This window comes from Kitasatospora sp. MBT63, assembly GCF_000710465.2.
Classification (GTDB): domain Bacteria; phylum Actinomycetota; class Actinomycetes; order Streptomycetales; family Streptomycetaceae; genus Kitasatospora.
On sequence record NZ_JAIZ01000517.1, the window covers coordinates 46,274 to 68,204 of the forward strand.

The window sequence follows — 21,931 nt, forward strand, 5'->3', positions numbered from 1 at the left end:
TCCGTGACCCGTGCAGGCTACCGCCCGCCACCGACAGCCGGGGAGGACGACACCGGCCCGGCGGTCCTGGCGGACCACCGGGCCGGGGAGGTGCTGCCTGGTCACTCGGCGTCGAGCTCGGCACCGACCTCGTCGCTGATGTCGAAGTTGGCGAAGACGTTCTGGACGTCGTCGCTGTCCTCGAGGGCGTCGATCAGCTTGAAGATCTTGCGGGCGCCGTCGGCGTCCAGCTCGACCTGCATGCTGGGGACGAAGTTGGCGTCGGCCGAGTCGTAGTCGATCCCGGCGTCCACCAGCGCGGTGCGGACCGCGACCATGTCGGTGGCCTCGGAGATCACCTCGAAGGTCTCGCCGAGGTCGTTGACCTCCTCGGCGCCGGCGTCGAGGACGACCTCGAAGACCTTGTCCTCGTCCACGCCGTCCGACTTCGGGACGATCACCACGCCCTTGCGGTTGAACAGGTACGACACCGAGCCCGGGTCGGCCATCGAGCCGCCGTTGCGGGTCATCGCCACGCGCACGTCGGAGGCGGCGCGGTTGCGGTTGTCGGTGAGGCACTCGATCAGCACCGCGACGCCGTTGGGGCCGTAGCCCTCGTACATGATCGTGGAGTAGTCGGCCCCGCCGGCCTCGGCGCCCGAACCGCGCTTGACGGCGCGGTTGATGTTGTCGATCGGGACGGAGCTCTTCTTCGCCTTCTGGATGGCGTCGTACAGCGTGGGGTTACCCGCCGGGTCGCCGCCGCCGGTGCGCGCCGCCACCTCGATGTTCTTGATCATCTTGGCGAAGAGCTTGCCGCGCTTGGCGTCGATCACGGCCTTCTTGTGCTTGGTGGTAGCCCACTTAGAGTGGCCGGACATCGCCAGCTCCTTTACGTCGCCAGATGGAAATGAACAGAGGAGATCTTACCGGTGTCGTCACCGACACCTCGCACACGGTCAGTGCGCGTTCTCGACCATCGCCACGAAGTACGCGTGCACCCGGTGATCACCGGTCAGTTCGGGGTGGAACGAGGTGGCCAGCAGGTTGCCCTGGCGCACCGCGACGATCCGGCTGTCCGGGCCGTCCGCGGCGGGCACCTCGGCCAGCACCTGGACGCCCTCGCCGACCGACTCCACCCAGGGGGCCCGGATGAACACTCCGTTGACCGGCTCGTCGCCCAGCCCCTGGAACGGGATCGCACTCTCGAAGGACTCGTTCTGCCGGCCGAAGGCGTTGCGGCGCACCGTCATGTCGATGCCGCCGACCGTCTCCTGGTCGTCCCGGCCGTCCAGGATCTTGTCCGCCAGCATGATCATGCCGGCGCAGGTGCCGTAGACCGGCATCCCGGCCGCCACCCGCTCGCGCAGCGGGTCCATCACGCCGAACAGCAGCGCCAGCTTGGACATGGTGGTGGACTCGCCGCCGGGGATCACCAGCGCGTCGACCTCGGCCAGCTCCTCGGCCCGGCGCACCGGCCGGGCCAGCGCGTCCGCGGCGGCGAGCGCGATCAGGTGCTCGCGGACGTCTCCCTGGAGGGCCAGGACGCCGATGACTGGGTTGTTGGTGGACACGGTTGCTACCCCTTGGGAAATCGGTGCGGATGCGTGGCGCGGCCCGCCGCGCGGTGGAGCCGCGGCGGGCCGGCGGGCGAGGAGGGAGGCTTACCAGCCGCGGTTGGCGTAGCGCTCGGTCTCCGGCAGGGTGTCGCAGTTGATGCCGACCATGGCCTCGCCCAGGTTGCGGGAGGCGTCCGCGATGATCTTCGGGTCGTCGTAGAAGGTGGTGGCCTTGACGATGGCGGCGGCACGCTTGGCCGGGTCGCCCGACTTGAAGATGCCGGAGCCGACGAAGACGCCCTCGGCGCCGAGCTGGCGCATCAGCGCGGCGTCGGCCGGGGTGGCCACACCGCCGGCGGAGAACAGCACGACCGGCAGCTTGCCGAGCTCGGCGACCTCCTTGACCAGCTCGTAGGGGGCGCGCAGCTCCTTGGCGGCGGCGTACAGCTCGTTGTTGTCGAAGCCGCGCAGCTTGGCGATCTCGTTCTTGATCTGGCGCAGGTGGCGGACGGCCTCGACCACGTTGCCGGTGCCGGCCTCGCCCTTGGAGCGGATCATGGCCGCGCCCTCGGCGATGCGGCGCAGGGCCTCGCCCAGGTTGGTGGCGCCACAGACGAAGGGGGTGGTGAAGGCCCACTTGTCGGAGTGGTTGACCTCGTCGGCCGGGGTCAGCACCTCGGACTCGTCGATGTAGTCGACACCGAGCGACTGCAGGACCTGGGCCTCGACGAAGTGGCCGATCCGGGACTTCGCCATGACCGGGATGGAGACGGCCGCGATGATCTCCTCGATCATGTTGGGGTCCGACATCCGGGCGACGCCGCCGTCCTTGCGGATGTCCGCGGGGACGCGCTCCAGGGCCATGACGGCCACCGCACCGGCGTCCTCGGCGATCTTCGCCTGCTCGGCGTTGACCACATCCATGATCACACCGCCCTTGAGCTGCTCGGCCATGCCGCGCTTGACGCGGGCGGTGCCGATCTGCGGCTGGTCTGCGGTGATGGGGGTGGTGGACACGTGAGACCTCACTCGAAGATGAACCAGTGCTATCGCCCTATCGTAGGCCCGAACGGCCTCTGATCCACGCGCCATCCGGTCCACTGGGACCTTCGGCATACGACAAAGAGGCTGGATCCGGACCAAAGCTCCGTACGAGAAGCTGTGCCGTTCCCCGGGCCCGGTGAGCCCGGACCTAGGCCGGAGCGCCTTCCGGGGTCAGCGCCGCCGGAGGCTCGTCGTCCATCTCGAACGCGAGCGGGAACGGCGCCCGGCCGGCCAGCCGGAAGTACCGAACCAGACGGTGCTCGCGTACCGCTCGGGCCGCCCGCACCGCGTCGTTGTGGAACCGCCGCGCCATCGGCACCCGGCGTACCGCCGCCGTCAGCTCCTTCAGCGCCTCGGCCCCGCCGGGCGCCGCCAGCAGCGCCCGCACTTGCTCGGGCTCGGCCAGCACCGCGCGCAGCGCGAGGCTCAGCTCGCTCTCGGCCACCTCGCGGTGCTCGTCCTCGCTCTGCCGGGCCGCGTGCGAGGCCTCGTACAGCAGGATCGAGGCGGCCGGGTCCAGCAGCGAGGAGGTGGCCAGCTCCAGCGCCACCGAGGCCCGCCGGACCAGTTGGGCGTCCAGCGAGGCCCGCGCCGCGTCGATCCGCGCGTGCAGCCGGTCGAGCCGGCCCGCCGTCCAGCTGAGGTAGACGGCGAACAGCACGACGGCCGCGGCGGCCCAGATCCAGGTAGTCACAGGCCGTTACGCTACCCCGCCGCCGAAACCGACTTCCGGTAGGTCCGCCGGTCCATCTCCACCACATCGACCGCCAGGTGCAGTTCGACCCCTTCGGCGGCCACCGCGGAGCGCTCCAGCAGTCCCAGCAGCGCCTCCGCCAGCGCCGTCCGCTGCTCGACGGTTCGGCCGTCCAGGATCCGGATCTCCAGCAGCACCACCTCGCGGGCGGCGGCACCGTCACCGATGTAGCTCTCCTCGACCCGCCGGAACCGCGTCTTGCACTCCGCCACCGCCGCGCCGATCACCTCGCCGACCAGCGGGTGCAGTTCGGCGGCGAACGCCCGCCGGTCGAGCTTCACGTCCACGGAGTGGTCGACGGTGATCTGCGGCATGGGGCCCTCCCCTGGGCACGGTGTCGGTACCGCGCCATCCTCCCCCACCGGCGCCGCCCGCGGGGCCGTCGGGCCGGACCCGGCTCAGTCGCGGGCCAGCCCGAACCGCTCGCGCCAGCCGGAGCGCTCGTCCTCGGCGACCGGCGGCATGCCGTCCGTCACCGTCTCGTAGACGGACAGGATGTCCGCACCGACCGTCTCCCAGTCGAACCGCCGCACGTGCCGCGAGGCCGCTTCCCGCAGTTCGGCCAGCCGCTGCGGGTTGCCCAGCAGCTTCACCGCGGCGCCCGCCAGCGCCTCGGCGTCCTCCACCGGGAACAGTTCGCCGGCCGCCCCGCCGTCCAGCACCTGCCGGAACGCGTCCAGGTCGCTGGCCAGCACCGGCGCGCCCGCCGACATCGCCTCGACCAGGATGATCCCGAAGCTCTCGCCACCGGTGTTGGGCGCCACGTACAGGTCCACGCTGCGCAGCAGCCGGGCCTTCTCCGCGTCGCTGACCATGCCGAGGAACTCCACCTGGGCCCGCACCTCGGGCGCCAGCCCGGCCACGGCCTCCTCCTCGTCGCCCTTGCCGGCCACCAGCAGCCGCACCCCCGGGCGCTCCGCGAGGATCCGCGGCAGCGCCGCCAGCAGCGTGGGCAGGCCCTTGCGCGGCTCGTTGATCCGGCCGATGAAACCGATCGTGCCGGCCCCGCCGTCGGGCGCCGCGCCCTGCCAGCGCGGGTCCGGCTCGGCGTCCGCGAAGAACCGCACGTCGACGCCGTTGGGGATGACCACCGCGTCGCCGCCCAGGTGCTCGACCAGGGTGCGCCGGGCGTACTCGCTGACCGCGATCCGGGCGCTCATCTTCTCCAGGCCGGGCTGCAGGATCGGCGAGGCCGCGATCATCGCCCGGGAGCGCGGGTTGGAGGTGTGGAAGGTGCCGACCATCGGCCCGGAGGCCGACCAGGCGGCCAGCATCGACAGGCTCGGCGAGTTCGGCTCGTGCACGTGCAGGATGTCGAACCGCCCGTCGTGCAGCCACCGCCGCACCCGCGCCGCCGACAGGATGCCGAAGCTCAGCCGCGCCACCGACCCGTTGTACGGCACCGCGACCGCGCGGCCCGCCGAGACCACGTACGGCGGCAGCGCCTCGTCGTCCTCGGCCGGGGCCAGCACCGACACCTGGTGGCCCAGCCCGATCAGGTGCTCGGCCAGGTCGCGGATGTGGAACTGCACCCCGCCGGGGACGTCCCAGTCGTACGGGCAGACGATGCCGATCTTCACTGGCTCCCCCTCGGGGCCCGCGGACCGGTGAGGTCCGCCAGCCACAGCTTCTGCAGCATGTGCCAGTCCACCGAGTGCTCCCGGATGCCCTCGGCCCACACGTCGGCCAGCTCCTGGACCATCGCGGCCGTCCGCGAGCGCCGGTCGCCCTCGGCCGGCACCGCGATCTCCGGGTGGATCTCGGCCCGCAGCACCGGACCGTCGTACCAGAGCGTCACCGGGAACAGCGCCGCGCCGGTCTGCTGGGCCAGCGCCGCCGGGCCGGCCGGCATCCGGGTCGCCTCACCGAAGAAGTCCACCTGGATCCCGGCCTCGGACAGGTCCCGGTCGCCGACCAGGCAGACCAGGCCGCCCGCGCGCAGCCGCCGGGCCAGGGTGCCGATCACCGAGACCTCGCCGCCGGTGAGCGCCAGCACCTCCATGCCCAGGCCCTCGCGGTAGGCCACGAACCGGTCGAACAGCGACTCCGGCTTCAGCCGCTCGGCGACCGTGGTGAACGGGTAGCCGCCGGCCGAGGCGATCCACGCCCCGGCCAGGTCCCAGTTGGCCATGTGCGGCAGCGCCAGGACCGCGCCGCGCCCCGCCGACATCGCCTCGTTCAGCGGCTCGAGGTTCTTCACCGTTATGGCGTCGGCGATCCGGGCCAGGCTCCAGGCCGGCAGCCGGAACGACTCCATCCAGTACCGCAGGTAGGACCGCATGCCCGCGCGCGACAGCTCGCGCAGCCGGGCCGCGTCCGCCTCCGGGTGCACCCGGGCGAGGTTGGCCTCCAACTGCCGCACGCCCTTGCCCTGCTTGCGCCAGGCGGTGTCCGCGATCCGGTTGAACAGGCCGCGCGCCACCGGCTCGGGCAGCCGCTTCACGGCCGCCCAGCCCAGCGCGTAGGCCGAGTCGGCCAACCGCTCCTTCACTCCGCCCCCTCGGCCGCGGCCGCCACCGCGGCGGCCCGGTCCAGCTCGATCGACTCCCGGCGGACCGTCAGGATCCGCTGCAGCATGGTCACCAGGCTGCCCGCCGCCACCACCCACAGCGCGAACGGCAGCAGCCACTCCACGTACGGCAGCCCGAAGGTGTGCAGCCCCGCGACACCGGCCGCGACCAGCGTGATCACCAGCCGCTCGGCCCGCTCGACCAGACCGGAGACGTCCACCGGGAAGCCCAGGCTCTCGCCGCGCGCCTTGGTGTACGACACCACCTGGCCACTGGCCAGGCAGAAGATCGCGACCACGCAGAGCAGGTTGTTGTCGCCCTTCCCGGCGTACCACATCGCCAGGCCGCCGAAGATCGCCGCGTCCGCGACCCGGTCCAGCGTGGAGTCCAGGAACGCGCCCCACTTGCTGGAACGCCCCGCCTGGCGGGCCATGTTGCCGTCGACCAGGTCGGAGAAGATGAACAGGGTGATCGTGATGGTGCCCCAGAAGAACTCGCCCCGGGGGAAGAACACCAGCGCCCCGGCGACCGAGCCGGCGGTACCGATCAGCGTCACCGCGTCCGGGCTCACACCCCAGCGGAGCAGCAGGGCGGCGAACGGCGTCAGGACACGTGTGAAGAAGGCACGCGCGTATTTGTTGAGCATGGCCTTCCGGACCGCTCCGATTCTCGGGATCACGCTCCGGACCCTTGGCGGCACCGGGCGGCCGAGCGGATCGTCCCACCCGGCTGGACAATGGTATCCACGCTGCTCGCGCGCTCCGTCGCCCCACGCCCGCGAGCGGGTTCCCGGGCCAACTGGCCGCCACCGAGGGCAGTTCGGCACCAACGGGACGTGATCACCCCGTCCCCGACAGTAACGGACCAATGGGGCGTACGGAGGTGAGAAGAGCATGCCGGACCGGACAGTCACCCACAGCCCCGCCCCCACCGTCGAGCGCCCCGACCAGCTGCGCAACGTCGTGCTGGTCGGCGCCAGCGGGGCCGGCAAGACCACGCTGGCGGAGTCCCTCGCGCTCACCGCCGGCGCCCTCACCAGGGCCGGAAGCGTCCCCGACGGGACCACCGTCGGCGACCACGAGGAGATCGAGCACCAGCAGCAGCGCTCCGTCCAGCTCTCGCTGATCCCGCTCGCCTGGCGCGACACCAAGATCAACCTGCTGGACGCGCCCGGCTACGCCGACTTCGCGGGCGAGCTGCAGGCCGCCCTGCGCGCCGCCGAGGCCGCCCTGTTCGTGATCTCCGCCACCGAACCCGTCGGACCGGCCGTACTCGCGCTCTGGCGCCAGTGCGCCGATGCGGGCCTGCCGCGGGCCGTCGTGCTCACCCACCTCAACGCGGCCCGGGTCCGCCTCGACGAGACCCTCACCGCGCTGCGGGCCGACCTCGCCGACGGCCGCACCGACACCCTGCTGCCGCTGCACCACTACACGCTCACCGACGGGCACCTGACCGGCTCGGTCGAACTGCTCACCGGCACCCGCCGCGGCGACCCGGGCGACAGCGGCGACCTGACCGCCGAGCGCAGCCTGCTGGCCGAGGCCATCGCCGGCGAGGACGACACCCTGCTGGAGCGCTACCTGGCCGGCGAGGAGCTCGACACCGGGGCACTGACGGCGGCGCTGCGCCGCGAACTGCGCCAGGACACCCTGCACCCCGTCCTCGCCACCGCGCCGCCCGCCGAACCCGGCGGCCCGGCCCCCGGCGCCGAGGAGTTGCTCGACCTGATCGCCGCCGCCTTCCCTTCCCCGCTGGAGCGGGCCGACGACCTCCCCGCCTGCGACGCCGACGCCCCGCTCGCCGCCCAGGTGATCCACACCGGCGAGGACCCGTACGTGGGCCGGCTCAGCCTCACCCGGGTGTTCTCCGGCACCCTGCGGCCCGACACCACGGTCGGGCTGCCGGGCCGCCCCGACGAGCGGATCACCGGCCTGAGCTGCCCGTTCGGCCGCCAGCAGCGCCCGGTCGGGCAGGGCACGGCGGGCGACATCGTCTGCGTCGCCAAGCTCGCCGGCGCCCGCACCGGCGACACCCTCACCACCGGACCCGACGTGCTCCCGCCCTGGCCGCTGCCGGAGTCCCTGCTGCCGGTCGCGGTCGAGGCGCACAGCAAGGCCGACGAGGACCGGCTCTCGCAGAGCCTCGCCAAGCTCGCCGCCCAGGACCCGGCGCTGCTGGTCGAGCAGAACCCCGACACCCACCAACTGGTGCTCTGGTGCACCGGCGAGGCCCACCAGGCGGTCGCCCTGGACCGGCTGCGCTCGCGCTACGGCGTGCACGTGGACGCGGTCCCGTACCGGGTGGCGCTGCGGGAGACCTTCGGCAGCCGGGCCGAGGGCCACGGCCGGCACGTCAAGCAGTCCGGCGGGCACGGCCAGTACGCGATCTGCGACCTGACCGTGGAGCCGCTGCCCGGCGGCGGCTTCGAGTTCGTCGACCACGTGGTCGGCGGTTCGGTGCCGCGCAACTTCATCCCGTCCGTGGAGAAGGGGGTACGGGCCCAGCTCGCCCACGGGGTGCTGGCCGGCTACCCGGTGACCGACATCCGGGTCACCCTGACCGACGGCAAGGCGCACTCGGTGGACTCCTCCGACGCCGCGTTCCAGACCGCGGCCGCGCTCGCCCTCAAGGAGGCCGCCGGCCAGGCCAAGGTACAGCTGCTGGAACCCGTCGACGAGGTCCAGGTGATGCTGCCCGACGAGTACCAGGGCGCCGTGCTGAGCGACCTGTCCGCCCGGCGCGGGCACGTACTGGGCACCGAGCCCTGCGGCCCGGGTCTCAGCCTGGTCCGGGCCGAGGTCCCCGAGATCGAGCTGACCCACTACCCGGTGGACCTGCGCTCGCTCTCGCACGGCACCGGCAGCTTCTCCCGCAGCTACCTGCGGCACGCACCGATGCCGGCGGCGGTCGCGGCCCGCTACGAGAAGGCCTCCTGAACGCGGCGCCCACGAGGAGCCCGGGCGCGGACGGGTGTCAGCCGCGTCCGCGCCGCGGCAGCGCGCAGGCCGCGGTGCCGCCCGGGAAGCGGTGGCGGTTGCGGGCCGTGAAGCGGTAGACCGCCGCCGCCAGCGGCCGTACCGGCGCCAGCGTGAGGAACCCGCCCAGGTACGCCCAGGCGCCGCCGGAGCGCAGCAGCAGCCGGGCGGCCGCCTGCGCGCCCCCGTACACCTCGCCGGTCGGCGTCACCCACAGCACCTCCTGCCCGGCCCGCTCCTCGGTGACCAGGCCGCGTCCGCCGGCCCGCCGGTCCAGCGCCGCCAGGTCGGCGAACTGGTACGGCACGGCGCTCCAGCCGCCCGAGGCGAGGGTCGCCCGCGGGTAGCGCTCCGCGAAGTTGACGCAGGTGGTGCAGAAACCGCAGTCGCCGTCGAAGACCAGTACCGGGTCCCGCCGCATGTCCTCAGCCATGCCCCGATCCTGCCTCATCCGGACGCCCCCGGAAGACAACCGATCGGCGGAGGATCGAAGCGCGCCGCGAACGGGCACCATCAGGGACGGGACCGGTGGTGGCCGAGATGTGACAGCGGTTCAGACGATCATCCACGCGACGGGGCGGCGGCACGGTAACCTGCCGCTGACAAGGGGAGGAGGGCCTGCCACAGTGAGCCAGCTCGACATGACCCCGGGTGCGCAGATACCCCGGACGGACGTCGGCAACCAGACCGCGGTCACCCAGGCGCTCTCCTCGGCGGCCTACCGCGACGGCGACTACAAGGTGCTCGGCGACCTCGCCGGGGTCAAGGTCAAGGAGGGCAAGTTCGCCCTCTTCCGGCCGAGCGCCGGTGAGGCCTTCAGCCGCGCCCTGCTCGACCGCACCCTGCCGCCCAAGCGCAATCCGCTGGTGCCCTCCTTCGGCACCGACGTCCGGATGGTGGTCGAGCACTGCCTGGCCGCCCAGGACCTGCGGGACGCCCGGGACCGCCAGCTCAGCACCGTCACCGTGCTCTGCGGCGGGATCTTCCTGCCCGGCACCCTGATCTGGCTGGCCGCCTACCAGGTGCGCGCGTACTTCGCCAAGGCCGGTTCGGCCCGCGACGGCTTCTTCGGCACCCTGGCCCTGCTGGCCGCCGCCGCGCTGGCCGTGCTGTTCGCCGTCCGGCCGCCGGTCGGCGGGGTCTGGGGGCTGTACTTCCGGGTCATGATGCTGGGCCCGGTGGCCGGCTGGTTCCTGGCCAAGCGGATCGCGCTGCGCTCCACGGTCGAACTCCGTTCGCGCTGGGGCGGTCTGGTCGAGGGCAGTGCGGTCGCCGCCACCGTGCCCAAGGCGGTCCCCCGGGACCACCTCGACAAGAAGGCCACCGAACTCAAGGGCTCGCTGGACCGTCTGACGGCGGAGCAGGAGACCAACGTCCACCACTACGCCGGCACCAAGGGCATCCTGGGGGTCGGCGCCCGCTGGGCGAACTGGGACCTCTCCGAGGACCTGCGGCCCGCCGAGGGCCACGAGGACTTCCGCACCTTCCACATCTACGACCTGGCCCGCAAGATCGCCGACCGGCTCGGCTCGCTGGCCACCAGCGAGATCCCGAACGGCGCGATGCCCCGGCCCGCCGTCCACCAGTGGGTGGTCCAGGACATCCCGGAGGGCGCGGACGAGATCGGCCGGCCCGGCGGCAGCGAGATGGACGGCTTCCGGATGCGCGACTTCGCCGTCGGCGAGGTGGCCAATCGGCAGACCTACGGCACCGACCTGCGGCACCGGATCGCGGTGCAGTTCGTGCTGCACAAGGGCCAGCTGGTGGCGACCCTGCTGGTGGACATCTCGGTGCTGCACAACAACCTGCGGGTCAGCGTGGCCGGCCACGCGCTGGGGCCGATCGCCGGCTACTTCACGGGCAAGCCCAAGCCCAAGGAGAAGAACGTCGCCAAGCCGGTCCGGTTCTGGGAGGAGCAGACCGTCCAGCTCTCCCTGGTGGACAACGACGAGGTGGTCCGGCAGGCGGTGCGGGCGCCGTTCATGCGCATCCCGACCCTGCTCACCTGGCTGGGCGGCTCGGTCGGGCTGCCGGAGCCGTTCAGCCTGCGCGCGTCCTGGGCGGACAAGACCTGGCCGAGCCGGTTCAAGTCGGACGACGTGATCCAGGGGGCGACCCCGGTGGTGAACGTCATCCTGGCCGCAACGATGGACTTCCTGGACGAGCACGACGTCTCCACCGACCGCTTCACCAACCGCTCGAACATCATGAAGTCCGAGATGCAGGGCGCCCGTCCGTACCACGCGGACCGCTACGACGCCGGCTGACCCGGCGGCGCACGGAAGAGGGCCGGTCCCGGTGGGGCCGGCCCTCTTGCGTGGGCGGTCCGGCTCAGTCCTGCGGCCAGAGCTCGGCCAGCATCTTGCGGGTGTCGGCGAGCAGTTGCGGCAGCACCTTGGTGTGGCCGACCACCGGCATGAAGTTGGTGTCCCCGCCCCAGCGCGGCACCACGTGCTGGTGCAGGTGGGCGGCGATCCCGGCACCGGCCGCGGCGCCCTGGTTCATCCCGATGTTGAAGCCGTGCGCGCCGGCCGCGGCCCGCAGCGCGGTCATCGCGCGCTTGGTGTAGTCGGCCAGCTCGGCGGTCTCCGCCGGGTCGAGGTCGGTGTAGTCGGCGACGTGCCGGTAGGGGACGACCATCAGGTGGCCGCCGTTGTACGGGTACAGGTTGAGCACCGCGAAGACCGAGCCGCCGCGCGCGATGATCAACCCGTCCTCGTCGCTGAGCTCGGGGATCGAGCAGAACGGGCAGCCGTCGCCGGGGGCCGGCCCGGTGGGCTTGTTCTCACCCTGGATGTACGCCATCCGGTGGGGGGTCCACAGGCGCTGGAAGCCGTCCGGCTCCCCCACGCCCTGCTGCAGTTCCGGCTCGCTCGTCATGCTGATCAGCATAGGCGCCGGAGCCCGCCGGGAAACCAGTGCGGGGCAGACTCGTTCGAGCCTGCCCCGCACCGTGCCACCGCCGCCGGATCACACCTGGATGCGGCGCTCCACGGCGTCGACGATCTCGGCGACCGCCTCGGCCACCGGGACGCCGTTCTTCTGCTCGCCGTTGCGGTAGCGGAAGGAGACCGCACCCGCCTCGACGTCGTCGTTGCCCGCGATCAGCATGAAGGGGACCTTCTGCTTCTGCGCGTTGCGGATCTTCTTCTGCATCCGGTCGTCCGAGGCGTCCACCTCGACCCGGATACCGTGCTTCTTCAGCTCGGCCGCGACCTCGCGCAGGTACGGGATGTGCTCGTCGGTGATCGGGATGCCGACCACGGTGACCGGGGCCAGCCACGGCGGCATGGCGCCGGCGTAGTGCTCCAGCAGCACCGCGAAGAACCGCTCGATCGAGCCGAACAGCGCCCGGTGGATCATGACGGGCCGCTGCCGGTTGCCGTCCGAGCCCTGGAACTCCAGCTCGAAGCGCTGCGGCAGCTGGAAGTCGACCTGGATGGTCGACATCTGCCAGGTCCGCCCGATCGCGTCCTTGGCCTGCACCGAGATCTTCGGGCCGTAGAACGCCGCACCGGCCGGGTCGAGGACGAGCTCCAGGCCCTGCTTCTCGGCGGCCGCCCGCAGGGTCTCGGTGGCCTCCTCCCAGTCCTCGTCCGACCCGATGAACTTCTCCGGGTCCTTGGTCGAGAGCTCCAGGTAGAAGTCGTTCAGGCCGTAGTCGCGCAGCAGGTTCAGCACGAAGGTGAGCAGCGAGTCCAGCTCGTCCGCCATCTGCTCACGGGTGCAGTAGATGTGCGCGTCGTCCTGGGTGAAGCCGCGGGCCCGGGTCAGGCCGTGCACCACGCCCGACTTCTCGTACCGGTACACGGTGCCGAACTCGAAGAGCCGCAGGGGAAGTTCGCGGTACGACCGGCCGCGCGAGCGGTAGATCAGGTTGTGCATCGGGCAGTTCATCGGCTTGAGGTAGTAGTCCGTCTCGCCGTCGAGCTTCATGGGCGGGTACATGCCGTCGGCGTACCAGTCCAGGTGGCCGGAGAGCTCGAACAGGGTGCCCTTGGTGGCGTGCGGCGAGTAGACGAACTCGTAGCCGGACTCCTCGTGGCGCTTGCGCGAGTAGTCCTCCATCACCCGGCGCATCACGCCGCCCTTGGGGTGGAAGACCGCGAGGCCGGAGCCGATCTCCTCCGGAATGGAGAAGAGGTCGAGCTCGCTGCCGAGCTTGCGGTGGTCGCGCTTGGCGGCCTCCTCCAGGAACTCCAGGTGCGCCTTCAGCTCGTCCTTGGTCGGCCAGGCGGTCCCGTAGATGCGCTGCAGCATCGGGTTCTTCTCGCTGCCGCGCCAGTAGGCGGCCGCGTTGCGCATCAGCTTGAAGGCCGGGATGTGCCGGGTGCTGGGCAGGTGCGGGCCGCGGCAGAGGTCGCCCCAGCAGTGCTCGCCGGACTTGGCGTCCAGGTTGTCGTAGATGGTCAGCTCGCCGGCGCCGACCTCGACGTCGGCGCCCTCGCCGGCGGTCGCGGCGCTGCCCTTGAGGCCGATCAGCTCCAGCTTGTACGGCTCGGCGGCCAGCTCCTCGCGGGCGGCCTCGTCGGTGACCGCACGGCGGGAGAACTTCTGCCCGCGCTTGATGATCTCCTGCATCTTCTTCTCGATGGCCTTGAGGTCATCGGGGTGGAAGGGCTTCTCGACGTCGAAGTCGTAGTAGAAGCCGTCCTTGACCGGCGGGCCGATGCCGAGCTTGGCCTCCGGGAAGAGCTGCTGCACGGCCTGCGCCATCACGTGCGCGGTGGAGTGCCGCAGGATGTCCAGGCCGTCCTTGCTGGAGATCTCGACCGGCTCGACCTCGTCGCCGTCCTGCACCTGGTACGCGAGGTCCTTCAGCGCGCCCGCCACCCGCGCCGCGATGATCGAGCGGTCGTCGGCGAAGAGATCGGCGGCGGTGGTGCCCGTGGTCACCACGCGCTCTTCCCGATCGGGTTCGCGGTTGATGATGATCCGGACGTCGGTCACCGGTCTCTCCTGACATCTGTGTGCCGCAGCACTCTGCTGCGCAACCCGATGGTAACGGGACGGGGCCGTCCACCGTGCACCGATACCACCCCGGCGCACCAGTGACACCGCCCTCACGTTCCGTGACACCGCCCCGGCGGGCGACCGGTCCGCGACGGGGATTGAGCGGCCGTCAACTGCGGTATCACCACTGCGTAACGCCGCTGGGCGCGGCGCGCCGCTGGTCCTCGGCGGAGCGCCGCGCCCCGCCAGGTGGCACCGTGAGGGGCAGTCATGCAGCAGTCTCGGCACTGGTACGAAGGTCCGCTCGCCTCATTCGACACCGAGACCACCGGCGTGGACGTCGAGTCCGACCGGATCGTCTCCGCCGCCCTGGTCCTGCAACGCGCCCCCGGCCTGCCCGCCCGCACCACCACCTGGCTCGCCGACCCGGGGGTGCCGATCCCCGACGGCGCCCGCGCCGTGCACGGCATCAGCGACGAGCAGGTCCGCGCCCACGGCCGCCCGGCCCGCGCGGTGGTCGGCGAGATCGCCCGCGCGCTGGCCGAACAGGCCCTGGCCGGCGTCCCGGTGGTGGTGATGAACGCCCCGTACGACCTCACCCTGCTCGACCGCGAGCTGCGCCGGCACCGCGGCGGCTCGCTGGCCGCCGGCCTGGCCGGCACCGAACTCCTGGTGCTGGACCCGTGGGTGCTGGACAAGCACGTGGACCGCTACCGCAAGGGCCGGCGCACCCTGACCGACCTGTGCGCGCACTACGACATCAGCCTGGTCGGCGCCCACGACGCCGCCGCGGACGCCACCGCGGCGCTCAACCTGGTGCGCGCCCTCGGCTCCCGCTTCCCGGACCGGCTCGGCACGCTGACCCCGCCGGAGCTCCACCTGCGCCAGGCCGTCTGGCACGCGGCCCAGGCCCGCGGCCTGCAGCGGTGGTTCGAGCGGTCGGGCAGCGAGGAGCGGGTCGACTTCGCCTGGCCGCTGCGGCCGGCCCGGTGCGGCTGCGGCCGTACCCTGACCGCCGACCACCGCTGCGAGCTGGCGGCCTGAACGCCCGGGGGCGCCCCGAGGGGGCCCCGAACAGCAGTCAGGCCCCGACCAACTGGTGGTCGGGGCCTGACTGTTGTGCTCGGTGGGCGATACTGGGATCGAACCAGTGACCCCTTCGGTGTGAACGAAGTGCTCTCCCGCTGAGCTAATCGCCCGGGCAACGAGAAGAAGACTAGCACTACTTGGCCCTGGGTCCGCAATCCGCTTCCACCGGCCCGGCCCGACGCCCCCACAGATCCCGCTGCGCACCCCACTGGTGAATAGGCATCAGGAGTTACGGCCGCAGATATAAAAAGCAAGGGCCCCGGCCAATGAATGGCCGGGGCCCTACGCCTTACCCTGCATTCCGGTGGGCGATACTGGGATCGAACCAGTGACCCCTTCGGTGTGAACGAAGTGCTCTCCCGCTGAGCTAATCGCCCGGGTGCAGGGAAAACATTACCCCATCTGCGGGGGTGCTCCGAACACTCCCCGGGCGGGCCCCGGCTACCAGGGCAGCGCCGCCCCGTAGCGCCACAGGTACCAGCCGACGCCCGCGGCGAGCGCCGCCACCACCAGCGCGGTGATCACCAGGTTGCGGCGGCGGACCTTCGGGTCCATCGCCCGGTGGGCCGCCTCGGCCACCTTCTGCCTGGTCCAGCGCAGAACCCGGCGGGCCCACTCGAACTCGGTCGCCCAGATGCCCATGCCCAGGAAGATGACCACCCAGCCGGGACCGGGTAGCGGCAGCATCGCGACACCCAGCACGACCACCGCCAGCCCCGCCACGAAGACGATCACCCGCCAGCTCTGGTGCAGCGCGGGCGAGCGCCGGACGAACCGCGGCGCCCGGGAGCCGGTCCACCGGTCCCCGGCGTCGCCGCCACCGCCGCCGGGGCCGTCGTCGCCGGCCGTCACAGCCTGTTCCTTGTCACTTCGTACAGCCATGCCGCGAAAAGTACCCGAGTTCCGGGCGGGACGGGGGCGAGCGGGGTGGCCGTGGCGATTCCGCAATGCGCCGGAAGGGGTACGACTCGCACCTGAATCGGGACAGACGGGTTTACAGCGGGCTTAGAGGTGGGATGGTCCGTTCGCCGACGTGCGATTCCCCGAGCGCACACTGAGCGAAAGGCCCTGGCGCTTATGAACACCACGGTCAGCTGCGAGCTGCACCTGCGCCTCATCGTGTCCAGCGAGTCCTCACTGCCCGTCCCCGCGGGCCTGCGCTACGACACCGCCGACCCCTATGCCGTGCACGCGACGTTCCACACCGGTGCCGACGAGACCGTTGAGTGGGTGTTCGCCCGTGACCTCCTCGCGGAGGGGCTGCACCGACCCACCGGCACCGGCGACGTGCGGGTGTGGCCCTCGCGCAGCCATGGACAGGGGGTGGTCTGCATCGCCCTGAGCTCTCCGGAAGGAGAAGCACTGCTGGAAGCCCCGGCACGTGCGCTCGAGTCGTTCCTCAAGCGCACCGACGCCGCCGTGCCGCCCGGCACCGAACACCGTCACTTCGACCTCGACCGGGAGCTGTCCCACATCCTCGCCGAGAGCTGATCCGACCGGGGTGCCCGCCGCCGGCGAGCGGCGGGGCGAACCTCACACTGCGTCCGTCCAACTCGGGGGCACGGACGCGCACCGGGCCGCCCTGCGGCGGCACCGGGGGCGGCCCAGAGCGAGGAGCACCATCCGCGGCCACGGCGGGCGACAGTCCGCCGCGACCGCGGCGAGGAACGCGCCCGGCGGCGCGGCCTCCACCCCTCACCGGGTGTGGCGGCCGCGCCGTCGGCGTCGCTGCGGCCCGGCGCCCGGCCGCCGGGCTGGCGCGTACCTGCCCGTTCACCGCCGGGTGACGGTGGCTCCCGGTAGAGTCACAGGTGATGACCGACGCGGGAGGCACCGGCCCCCGCCGCGTGAGGAGCCCCCACGTGCTGATCACCCATGACACCGAGTGCGCCCTGAGCATTCTGGTCGAGCTGCTCAACACCGCGCCCGAGGCGTGCGGCGCCGAGCAGCTGCCGGACCTGGCCGCGCTGGCCGGGTTCGTGGTGCGCCAGGAGATCAGCGAGGTCGACGCTCTCACCGCCGCCGACCTGGCCGCCGTCCAGGAGCTCCGCGGCCGGCTGCGCGAGGTGTTCTCGGCGGGCTCCACCGACCGGGCCGCCGAACTGGTCAACGCCGTGGTGGCGGCGGCCGGCACCACGCCCCGGCTGACCAACCACGACCACCACGGCTGGCACATCCACTACTTCGCCCCGCACGCCGCCCTCGGGGACCACCTGGCGGCGGAGCTCGGGATGGCGCTGGCCTTCATCGTGATGGCCGGCGAGCGCGAGCGGCTGCGCCGCTGCGAGGCGCCGGACTGCGCCCGGGTCTTCGTCGACCTCTCGCGCAACCGCTCCCGCCGCTACTGCGACAGCCGGACCTGCGGGAACCGGCTGCACGTCGCCGCCTACCGGGCCCGGCAGCGCTCCGCGGAGACGGTCGCCACCGGCTGAGGCCGTTCCCGGCCCGGTCAGCGCCCGCACGTCGTCCAGGCCGGCGCGGCCCGGTGGGAGACTGGGGCCATGACCGAAGCCCCCCTCCCCCGCCTCGAGCTCTGGTGCGAGCTCCAGTGCCCGGACTGCCGCACCGCCCTGGACGACGTGCGGGCGCTGCGCGCGCAGTACGGCGACTCCCTCACCGTCGAGCTGCGGCACTTCCCGCTGGAGAAGCACAAGCACGCCTACCAGGCCGCCGAGGCCGCCCAGGAGGCCTTCGACCAGGGCCGCGGCTGGGAGTACGTGGAGGCCGTGCTCGGCCGGATCGCGGAGCTGGAGCGGGGCGGGGCGAAGTTCCTGGTGGCGGTGGCCGAGGAGATCGGGCTGGACGCCGACGAGGTCGACCTGGCGCTGATCGACGGCCGGCACATGCTGCTCGTCGACGCCGACCAGGCCGAGGGCAAGGCGATCGGGGTGAGCGGCACGCCCACCTATGTGATCGCCGGCCGGCGGCTGGACGGCGGCAAGAGCCAGGACGGGCTGCGCGCGCAGATCGTCGAGCTGATCGAGCAGCACCGGGCGGCCGGTCAGTAGAGCGGCTTGCCGAGCACCCGCAGGGTGACCCGGTAGCCGAGCGAGGTGTAGAGCGCGGCGGCGCTCTCGTTGCTGCTGAACACGTTCAGGCCGAGGTGGTGGACGCCGGCCGCCAGGCATTCGCGTTCGGCGACCAGCATCAGGGCGCGGCCGTGGCCGCGGCGCCGGTGCGCCTCGTCGACCTGGACGACCATCACCCAGGCGAGCGGCCCGCCGTCGGGCCCGGTGCCCTGTCTCAGGGCCACCCAGAGACTGCCCACGGTGCTGCCCCCGGCGTCCCGCAGCTGCCGCAGCGCCACGCCTTCGGTGGCCTCCCGGCGGGGCAGCACCTGAAGGTGGTCGGCGTCCGACTTGGCCCGGGCCTGGGCCGGGGTCAGCCCGGAGGCGGTCAGGTCGGCGAGGTAGCCGGCCCGGGCCTCGGCCAGCCACTCCTCGTACTCCGAGGGGCCGATCCGATGGACCGTCAGGCCCGGCGGCAGCTCGGGCGGGGCGGTGAGCCGCTTGGCCATGTTGCGCATCCGCTCGGTGTAGCCGAGCGCGCGGGCCAGGCCGAGGGCGGCCCGCGCCTCGGCCGGCACCGCCACGTCGACCCGGCTGCACCCCCAGCCGCGCAGCACCTCCTCGGCGGCCAGCGCACCGATGGTGGCCCGGCCGCGCCGGCGGCCCTCGACCACCTCCAGTTCGGAGATCTCACCCCACCACTGGTCGCCGCGGGGCAGTGCCGTGGTGCGCAGGCCGCCGACCGGGCGGCCGTTGACCCGGATCTGCCAGCGCCGGCTGCGGCCGCCGCCGGGCCAGGGGTGCTCGTCGCCCTCGGGGCGCAGGGTGGTGGTCATGGGGGCTCCCTTCCCGGTGGGGGCCCGGTTCTACCACCGGTCGGGCACCCCGCGCGGGCTCAGGGGTCGAGGTCGTCCGCGCTGCGCTCGGCGAACTGGGCCATCGCCTTGAGGGTGGCCGGGCCGGGGGCAGGCAGTTCGTGTCCGTCGATCCGGGACACCGCCTGGACGTCGCGCAGGGTGGAGGTCAGGAAGACCTCCTCGGCCTCGAAGAGCACCTCGAACGGCAGGTCCCGCTCCTCGGCGCCGGTCCAGTCCACGGTCAGCTGCCGGGTGATGCCGGCCAGGCAGCCGGAGGCCAGGGTCGGGGTGAGCAACTGCCCGTCGACGACCAGGAAGACGTTGGAGCCGGTGCCCTCGCAGAGCAGCCCCGCGGTGTTGGCGAACAGCGCCTCGGAGGCGCCGGCCCGGTGGGCGGCGGCGAGGGCGACCACGTTCTCGGCGTACGAGGTGGTCTTCAGGCCGGCGACCGCGCTGTGCTCGTTGCGGCGCCAGGGGACGGTGACCGCTGCGGTGGTGTCCGGCCGGCGCTTGGCGGTGTCGAGGGCGACCACCAGGCTCGGCGGCTGGTCACCGCGCTCGGAGCCGAGCGGGCAGGTGCCGCCGGTGTAGGTGATCCGGAGCCGGCCGAGCGGCATCGGGTTGGCCGCGAGGACCTGGGCGCAGGCCTCGCGCAGCACGGCGTGGTCCGGGTCGGGCAGGCCGAGGCCGCGGGCGGAGCGGGTGAGCCGGTCGAGGTGGCGGGTGAGCGCGAAGGTCCGGCCGTCGGCGGCCTTCACGGTCTCGAACACGCCGTCTCCGACGGTGAGGCCGTGGTCGAGCACGGAGAGCGCCGCGGTGTCGCTCTCCGCCAGGGATCCGTTGACCCAGATCTTCATCGGGCGCTGCTCCTCGGGTGGGTGCCGTGGTGGGTGCCGGGGGTGGCGGCACGGGGGGATCGGTGCGCGGGCTCGGGGGATGCGGGGCTCGGTGGACGTGGGGCTCAGTAGACGTGGGTGCCCGACGCTATCGCGACCAGCCGGGAGGCCTTGAGCTCGGTCTCGTCCCACTCGCGCTCGGGGTCGGAGCCCCAGGTGATGCCGGCGCCGGTGCCGAACCGCAGGACCGGACGGCCGTCGCTCCGGTCGATCCAGAAGGTGCGGATGCCGACGGCCAGTTCGGCCTCGCCCCGGTCGGCATCGACCCAGCCGACGGCGCCGCAGTACGGTCCGCGCGGCGAGGTCTCCAGGGCTTCGATGATCCGCAGGGCGCTGGACTTGGGGGCGCCGGTGACCGAGCCGGGCGGGAAGGTGCCGGCCAGCAGGCCTGGCCAGCCGGCGTCCGCGCGCAGGGTGCCCTGGACGGTGGAGACCAGGTGGACCAGGCCGGGGTGTTTCTCCACCACGCACAGGTCCGGCACGGTGACGCTGCCGGTCTCGCAGACCCGGCCCAGGTCGTTGCGGACCAGGTCGACGATCATGACGTTCTCGGCGTGGTCCTTCTCCAGCAGGTCGTGCTCGGTCCGGCCGGTGCCCTTGATCGGGCCGGAGGAGACGGTGTCGCCGGCGCGGCGCAGGAAGAGCTCCGGCGAGGCGGTGGCGATCTCCACCCCGTGCGAGGGGAGCCGGATCGTTCCTGCGTACGGCGCCGGGTTCCCGTGGGCGAGCAGACCGGTGAGGGCGTCGATGTCGGTGCGCTCCGGGTCGGGCAGCGGCGCGGACAGCACCCGGCACAGGTTGGCCTGGTAGACCTCGCCGGCCGCGATGTGCTCGCGGATGCGGCGCACGCCCGCGGTGTAGGCGGTCCGGTCCAGGGAGCTGTGCCAGGCGTCCGGGGACGGTCCGAGCCAGCGGTCGGTGCGCGGCGGCGCCAGGTCCGGGTGGAGTTCGTCGAAGCGGGCGCAGACCAGCCGACCCTCGAAGTCGTACGCGACGGCCCAGAAGCCGGCCGAGTCCAGCGCGGCCGGGTCCGAGGTCACCTCGCTCAGCCCGGTCGCGAGGAGTCCGCCGAAGCGGGCCATCGGCTGGTCGGGGCTGAGCTGGGCGGTGCGGCCGGACACGGTTCTCCTGCGCGGATTCGGTACTGCTGCCCGGGTGCGGGCGCGCGGGCCGGGGTGCGGCCCCGGTGCCTGAAGTGTAGGTCGGCGTCCCGCGGGACGCCGTGCCCCGGACGGCCGATCCGGCTGACGAACCGCCACCTCGGGGCCACCCCCGCGCCACGCTGCGGGAACGGATTTTTAGCTGGCCCGGGAATCCGCTAGAGTTCAACACGTCGCCGGGACGCGGAGCCGAGAAAGATCGGGGAAGCGGCCGGGAGACAGGCGGACGTGGCTCAGTTGGTAGAGCATCACCTTGCCAAGGTGAGGGTCGCGAGTTCGAATCTCGTCGTCCGCTCGATGGGGAACAGGGTAAGATCGTTCTTCAGAAGTTGCCTGGTGGAGTGGCCGAGAGGCGAGGCAACGGCCTGCAAAGCCGTGTACACGGGTTCAAATCCCGTCTCCACCTCCAAGAGGTGCCCCTGGTTCGCCGGGGGTCCTTCTCGCGCGATTAGCTCAGCGGGAGAGCACTACCTTGACACGGTAGGGGTCACTGGTTCAATCCCAGTATCGCGCACTCGGGTCCACGGGGCCCGGAACAGTACGACCGCGACTGTGACAGCGGACGAGCGCGATTAGCTCAGCGGGAGAGCACTACCTTGACACGGTAGGGGTCACTGGTTCAATCCCAGTATCGCGCACCGCAGAACGAGAGCCGCAGCCTTCACCGGGCTGCGGCTCTCGGCGTTTCCCGGCCCGCCCGGCGGCGGGCGCGCGTGTCGCCGGGTACGGCGCTGCCCTCACCGACAGCCCGTACCCGGCGTCCACTCCCCGGGGTCACCTGCCACGACCCGTCCCGCGCCGCGCGCCCGTCCACGCGCTCCGCACGGGCCCGGTCGCGCGGTGCGCGTACCCCGGCCCGGCGCCGACCTCCCCCGAGGTCAGCGCCCGATCAGATCGGCGACCGCCCTGGTCTGTGTCGCCAGTTGCTCCCACCCGCCGAAGAGGACCAGCAGCAGGACCGCGCAGGGCACCGCGATGGCCAGCGCCACCGCCGGGTGCCGGGTGTCGGCCTCCGCGTGCGCGGCGGTCGGCCGGGTGCGTCGGCCTGCTCCGTTGAGCTGCATGGCCATGGTCGGTGCTCCTGCCGTCCTGCGTGCTGCGGTCTGCCCGCGCGGTCTGTCCGGGCGGGGTGGGAAGGGGGCGCGGG

At 72.5% G+C, this 21,931-nt stretch carries 22 protein-coding genes and 6 tRNA genes; 10 read left to right on the forward strand and 18 right to left on the reverse strand.

All coding sequences use genetic code 11. The features are described 5' to 3' along the window. Nucleotides 1-101: 101 nt before the first annotated feature. The 8 genes from AA75_RS27865 to pgsA all read right to left on the reverse strand — a co-directional run bounded on the left by AA75_RS27865 (nt 102) and on the right by pgsA (nt 6,492). Nucleotides 102-860: a YebC/PmpR family DNA-binding transcriptional regulator gene (locus AA75_RS27865; protein WP_033823031.1), complete on the reverse strand. Its 759-nt coding sequence runs from the start codon at nt 858-860 to the stop codon at nt 102-104. A gap of 78 nt (nt 861-938) precedes the next feature. Beyond that, nucleotides 939-1,553 (reverse strand): pyridoxal 5'-phosphate synthase glutaminase subunit PdxT, encoded by a 615-nt coding sequence (gene pdxT / locus AA75_RS27870; protein WP_033823032.1) that lies wholly within the window; start codon nt 1,551-1,553, stop codon nt 939-941. A 90-nt stretch (nt 1,554-1,643) separates the two neighbouring features. Continuing rightward, nucleotides 1,644-2,555, reverse strand: coding sequence for a pyridoxal 5'-phosphate synthase lyase subunit PdxS (gene pdxS / locus AA75_RS27875; protein ID WP_033823033.1), 912 nt, complete (start codon nt 2,553-2,555; stop codon nt 1,644-1,646). A gap of 175 nt (nt 2,556-2,730) precedes the next feature. Further along, nucleotides 2,731-3,276, reverse strand: coding sequence for a membrane protein (locus AA75_RS27880; RefSeq protein ID WP_033823034.1), 546 nt, complete (start codon nt 3,274-3,276; stop codon nt 2,731-2,733). 11 nt (nt 3,277-3,287) lie between these two features. Continuing rightward, the gene (locus AA75_RS27885) at nt 3,288-3,650 is read right to left on the reverse strand and encodes a hypothetical protein (RefSeq protein WP_033823035.1); all 363 of its coding nucleotides are present in this window, start codon (nt 3,648-3,650) and stop codon (nt 3,288-3,290) included. Between the two features lie 84 nt (nt 3,651-3,734). After that, a complete protein-coding gene (locus AA75_RS27890; protein ID WP_033823036.1) occupies nt 3,735-4,916 on the reverse strand; it encodes a glycosyltransferase family 4 protein in 1,182 nt (393 codons plus the stop codon). Continuing rightward, nucleotides 4,913-5,815, reverse strand: a complete 903-nt coding sequence (locus AA75_RS27895; RefSeq protein WP_233289217.1) for a phosphatidylinositol mannoside acyltransferase — start codon at nt 5,813-5,815, stop codon at nt 4,913-4,915. Before AA75_RS27895 ends, AA75_RS27890 begins: the two co-directional genes overlap by 4 nt. Nucleotides 5,816-5,823: 8 nt before the next feature. Beyond that, nucleotides 5,824-6,492 carry a phosphatidylinositol phosphate synthase gene (gene pgsA / locus AA75_RS27900; protein ID WP_033823038.1) on the reverse strand — a complete coding sequence of 223 codons (669 nt, stop codon included), beginning with the start codon at nt 6,490-6,492 and terminating at the stop codon, nt 5,824-5,826. Nucleotides 6,493-6,739: 247 nt separating this feature from the next. Here pgsA and AA75_RS27905 point away from each other — a divergent pair, with 247 nt between their 5' ends. Beyond that, on the forward strand, nt 6,740-8,782 hold the full coding sequence (locus AA75_RS27905) for an elongation factor G (protein ID WP_033823039.1): 2,043 nt from the start codon (nt 6,740-6,742) through the stop codon (nt 8,780-8,782). A 37-nt stretch (nt 8,783-8,819) separates the two neighbouring features. On the opposite strand, the gene AA75_RS27910 is transcribed toward AA75_RS27905, so the two are convergent. Next, nucleotides 8,820-9,242, reverse strand: coding sequence for a thiol-disulfide oxidoreductase DCC family protein (locus AA75_RS27910; protein ID WP_033823059.1), 423 nt, complete (start codon nt 9,240-9,242; stop codon nt 8,820-8,822). Between the two features lie 205 nt (nt 9,243-9,447). Here AA75_RS27910 and AA75_RS27915 point away from each other — a divergent pair, with 205 nt between their 5' ends. Further along, nucleotides 9,448-11,088, forward strand: coding sequence for a hypothetical protein (locus AA75_RS27915; protein ID WP_051813528.1), 1,641 nt, complete (start codon nt 9,448-9,450; stop codon nt 11,086-11,088). A 64-nt stretch (nt 11,089-11,152) separates the two neighbouring features. On the opposite strand, the gene AA75_RS27920 is transcribed toward AA75_RS27915, so the two are convergent. Together AA75_RS27920 and thrS are read right to left on the reverse strand one after the other, a co-directional pair. Then, nucleotides 11,153-11,713: an HIT domain-containing protein gene (locus tag AA75_RS27920; protein WP_033823040.1), complete on the reverse strand. Its 561-nt coding sequence runs from the start codon at nt 11,711-11,713 to the stop codon at nt 11,153-11,155. A gap of 78 nt (nt 11,714-11,791) precedes the next feature. Next, on the reverse strand, nt 11,792-13,771 hold the full coding sequence (gene thrS / locus AA75_RS27925; protein WP_033823041.1) for a threonine--tRNA ligase: 1,980 nt from the start codon (nt 13,769-13,771) through the stop codon (nt 11,792-11,794). 273 nt (nt 13,772-14,044) lie between these two features. Here thrS and AA75_RS27930 point away from each other — a divergent pair, with 273 nt between their 5' ends. Beyond that, entirely contained in the window at nt 14,045-14,818 is a 774-nt protein-coding gene (locus AA75_RS27930; RefSeq protein ID WP_033823042.1) for a 3'-5' exonuclease, read from the forward strand. 83 nt (nt 14,819-14,901) lie between these two features. On the opposite strand, the gene AA75_RS27935 is transcribed toward AA75_RS27930, so the two are convergent. From AA75_RS27935 to AA75_RS27945, 3 genes are all read right to left on the reverse strand, one after another. After that, nucleotides 14,902-14,973: transfer RNA gene (locus AA75_RS27935), tRNA-Val, on the reverse strand. Nucleotides 14,974-15,168: 195 nt separating this feature from the next. Beyond that, nucleotides 15,169-15,240 (reverse strand) — tRNA-Val (locus tag AA75_RS27940). Between the two features lie 64 nt (nt 15,241-15,304). Beyond that, a complete protein-coding gene (locus AA75_RS27945; protein ID WP_033823043.1) occupies nt 15,305-15,745 on the reverse strand; it encodes a TIGR02611 family protein in 441 nt (146 codons plus the stop codon). 195 nt (nt 15,746-15,940) lie between these two features. Here AA75_RS27945 and AA75_RS27950 point away from each other — a divergent pair, with 195 nt between their 5' ends. The 3 genes from AA75_RS27950 to AA75_RS27960 all read left to right on the forward strand — a co-directional run bounded on the left by AA75_RS27950 (nt 15,941) and on the right by AA75_RS27960 (nt 17,871). Further along, nucleotides 15,941-16,354 (forward strand): SsgA family sporulation/cell division regulator, encoded by a 414-nt coding sequence (locus AA75_RS27950; RefSeq protein ID WP_030056266.1) that lies wholly within the window; start codon nt 15,941-15,943, stop codon nt 16,352-16,354. Nucleotides 16,355-16,725: 371 nt separating this feature from the next. Beyond that, nucleotides 16,726-17,295, forward strand: coding sequence for a CGNR zinc finger domain-containing protein (locus AA75_RS27955; protein WP_033823044.1), 570 nt, complete (start codon nt 16,726-16,728; stop codon nt 17,293-17,295). Nucleotides 17,296-17,364: 69 nt separating this feature from the next. Continuing rightward, entirely contained in the window at nt 17,365-17,871 is a 507-nt protein-coding gene (locus AA75_RS27960) for a DsbA family protein (RefSeq protein ID WP_033823045.1), read from the forward strand. On the opposite strand, the gene AA75_RS27965 is transcribed toward AA75_RS27960, so the two are convergent. The 3 genes from AA75_RS27965 to AA75_RS27975 form a co-directional block, all read right to left on the reverse strand. Beyond that, on the reverse strand, nt 17,865-18,707 hold the full coding sequence (locus AA75_RS27965) for a GNAT family N-acetyltransferase (RefSeq protein WP_033823046.1): 843 nt from the start codon (nt 18,705-18,707) through the stop codon (nt 17,865-17,867). The genes AA75_RS27960 and AA75_RS27965 overlap by 7 nt on opposite strands. Before the next feature lie 59 nt (nt 18,708-18,766). Beyond that, nucleotides 18,767-19,585 carry an aminotransferase class IV gene (locus AA75_RS27970; protein WP_033823047.1) on the reverse strand — a complete coding sequence of 273 codons (819 nt, stop codon included), beginning with the start codon at nt 19,583-19,585 and terminating at the stop codon, nt 18,767-18,769. A 104-nt stretch (nt 19,586-19,689) separates the two neighbouring features. Next, the gene (locus tag AA75_RS27975; RefSeq protein WP_033823061.1) at nt 19,690-20,706 is read right to left on the reverse strand and encodes a chorismate-binding protein; all 1,017 of its coding nucleotides are present in this window, start codon (nt 20,704-20,706) and stop codon (nt 19,690-19,692) included. Nucleotides 20,707-21,006: 300 nt separating this feature from the next. Here AA75_RS27975 and AA75_RS27980 point away from each other — a divergent pair. The 4 genes from AA75_RS27980 (at nt 21,007) to AA75_RS27995 (ending at nt 21,422) form a co-directional block, all read left to right on the forward strand. Then, nucleotides 21,007-21,079: transfer RNA gene (locus AA75_RS27980), tRNA-Gly, on the forward strand. Nucleotides 21,080-21,119: 40 nt separating this feature from the next. Then, nucleotides 21,120-21,193: transfer RNA gene (locus tag AA75_RS27985), tRNA-Cys, on the forward strand. 33 nt (nt 21,194-21,226) lie between these two features. Next, a tRNA-Val gene (locus AA75_RS27990) sits at nt 21,227-21,298 on the forward strand. Between the two features lie 52 nt (nt 21,299-21,350). After that, nucleotides 21,351-21,422: transfer RNA gene (locus AA75_RS27995), tRNA-Val, on the forward strand. A 240-nt stretch (nt 21,423-21,662) separates the two neighbouring features. Here AA75_RS27995 and AA75_RS28000 read toward each other — a convergent pair. Continuing rightward, nucleotides 21,663-21,854: a hypothetical protein gene (locus AA75_RS28000; protein ID WP_033823048.1), complete on the reverse strand. Its 192-nt coding sequence runs from the start codon at nt 21,852-21,854 to the stop codon at nt 21,663-21,665. Nucleotides 21,855-21,931 lie beyond the last annotated feature (77 nt).

What these genes read in the sequence shown, in the direction of transcription:
- AA75_RS27865 (WP_033823031.1), bottom strand. Translation starts at nt 860, where the DNA reads ATGTCCGGCCACTCTAAGTGGGCTACCACCAAGCACAAGAAGGCCGTG.
- AA75_RS27885 (WP_033823035.1), bottom strand. Translation starts at nt 3,650, where the DNA reads ATGCCGCAGATCACCGTCGACCACTCCGTGGACGTGAAGCTCGACCGG.
- pgsA (WP_033823038.1), bottom strand. Translation starts at nt 6,492, where the DNA reads ATGCTCAACAAATACGCGCGTGCCTTCTTCACACGTGTCCTGACGCCG.
- AA75_RS27905 (WP_033823039.1), top strand. Translation starts at nt 6,740, where the DNA reads ATGCCGGACCGGACAGTCACCCACAGCCCCGCCCCCACCGTCGAGCGC.
- AA75_RS27910 (WP_033823059.1), bottom strand. Translation starts at nt 9,242, where the DNA reads ATGCGGCGGGACCCGGTACTGGTCTTCGACGGCGACTGCGGTTTCTGC.
- AA75_RS27920 (WP_033823040.1), bottom strand. Translation starts at nt 11,713, where the DNA reads ATGCTGATCAGCATGACGAGCGAGCCGGAACTGCAGCAGGGCGTGGGG.
- AA75_RS27930 (WP_033823042.1), top strand. Translation starts at nt 14,045, where the DNA reads ATGCAGCAGTCTCGGCACTGGTACGAAGGTCCGCTCGCCTCATTCGAC.
- AA75_RS27945 (WP_033823043.1), bottom strand. Translation starts at nt 15,745, where the DNA reads ATGGCTGTACGAAGTGACAAGGAACAGGCTGTGACGGCCGGCGACGAC.
- AA75_RS27950 (WP_030056266.1), top strand. Translation starts at nt 15,941, where the DNA reads ATGAACACCACGGTCAGCTGCGAGCTGCACCTGCGCCTCATCGTGTCC.
- AA75_RS27960 (WP_033823045.1), top strand. Translation starts at nt 17,365, where the DNA reads ATGACCGAAGCCCCCCTCCCCCGCCTCGAGCTCTGGTGCGAGCTCCAG.
- AA75_RS27965 (WP_033823046.1), bottom strand. Translation starts at nt 18,707, where the DNA reads ATGACCACCACCCTGCGCCCCGAGGGCGACGAGCACCCCTGGCCCGGC.
- AA75_RS27970 (WP_033823047.1), bottom strand. Translation starts at nt 19,585, where the DNA reads ATGAAGATCTGGGTCAACGGATCCCTGGCGGAGAGCGACACCGCGGCG.
- AA75_RS27975 (WP_033823061.1), bottom strand. Translation starts at nt 20,706, where the DNA reads ATGGCCCGCTTCGGCGGACTCCTCGCGACCGGGCTGAGCGAGGTGACC.
- AA75_RS28000 (WP_033823048.1), bottom strand. Translation starts at nt 21,854, where the DNA reads ATGGCCATGCAGCTCAACGGAGCAGGCCGACGCACCCGGCCGACCGCC.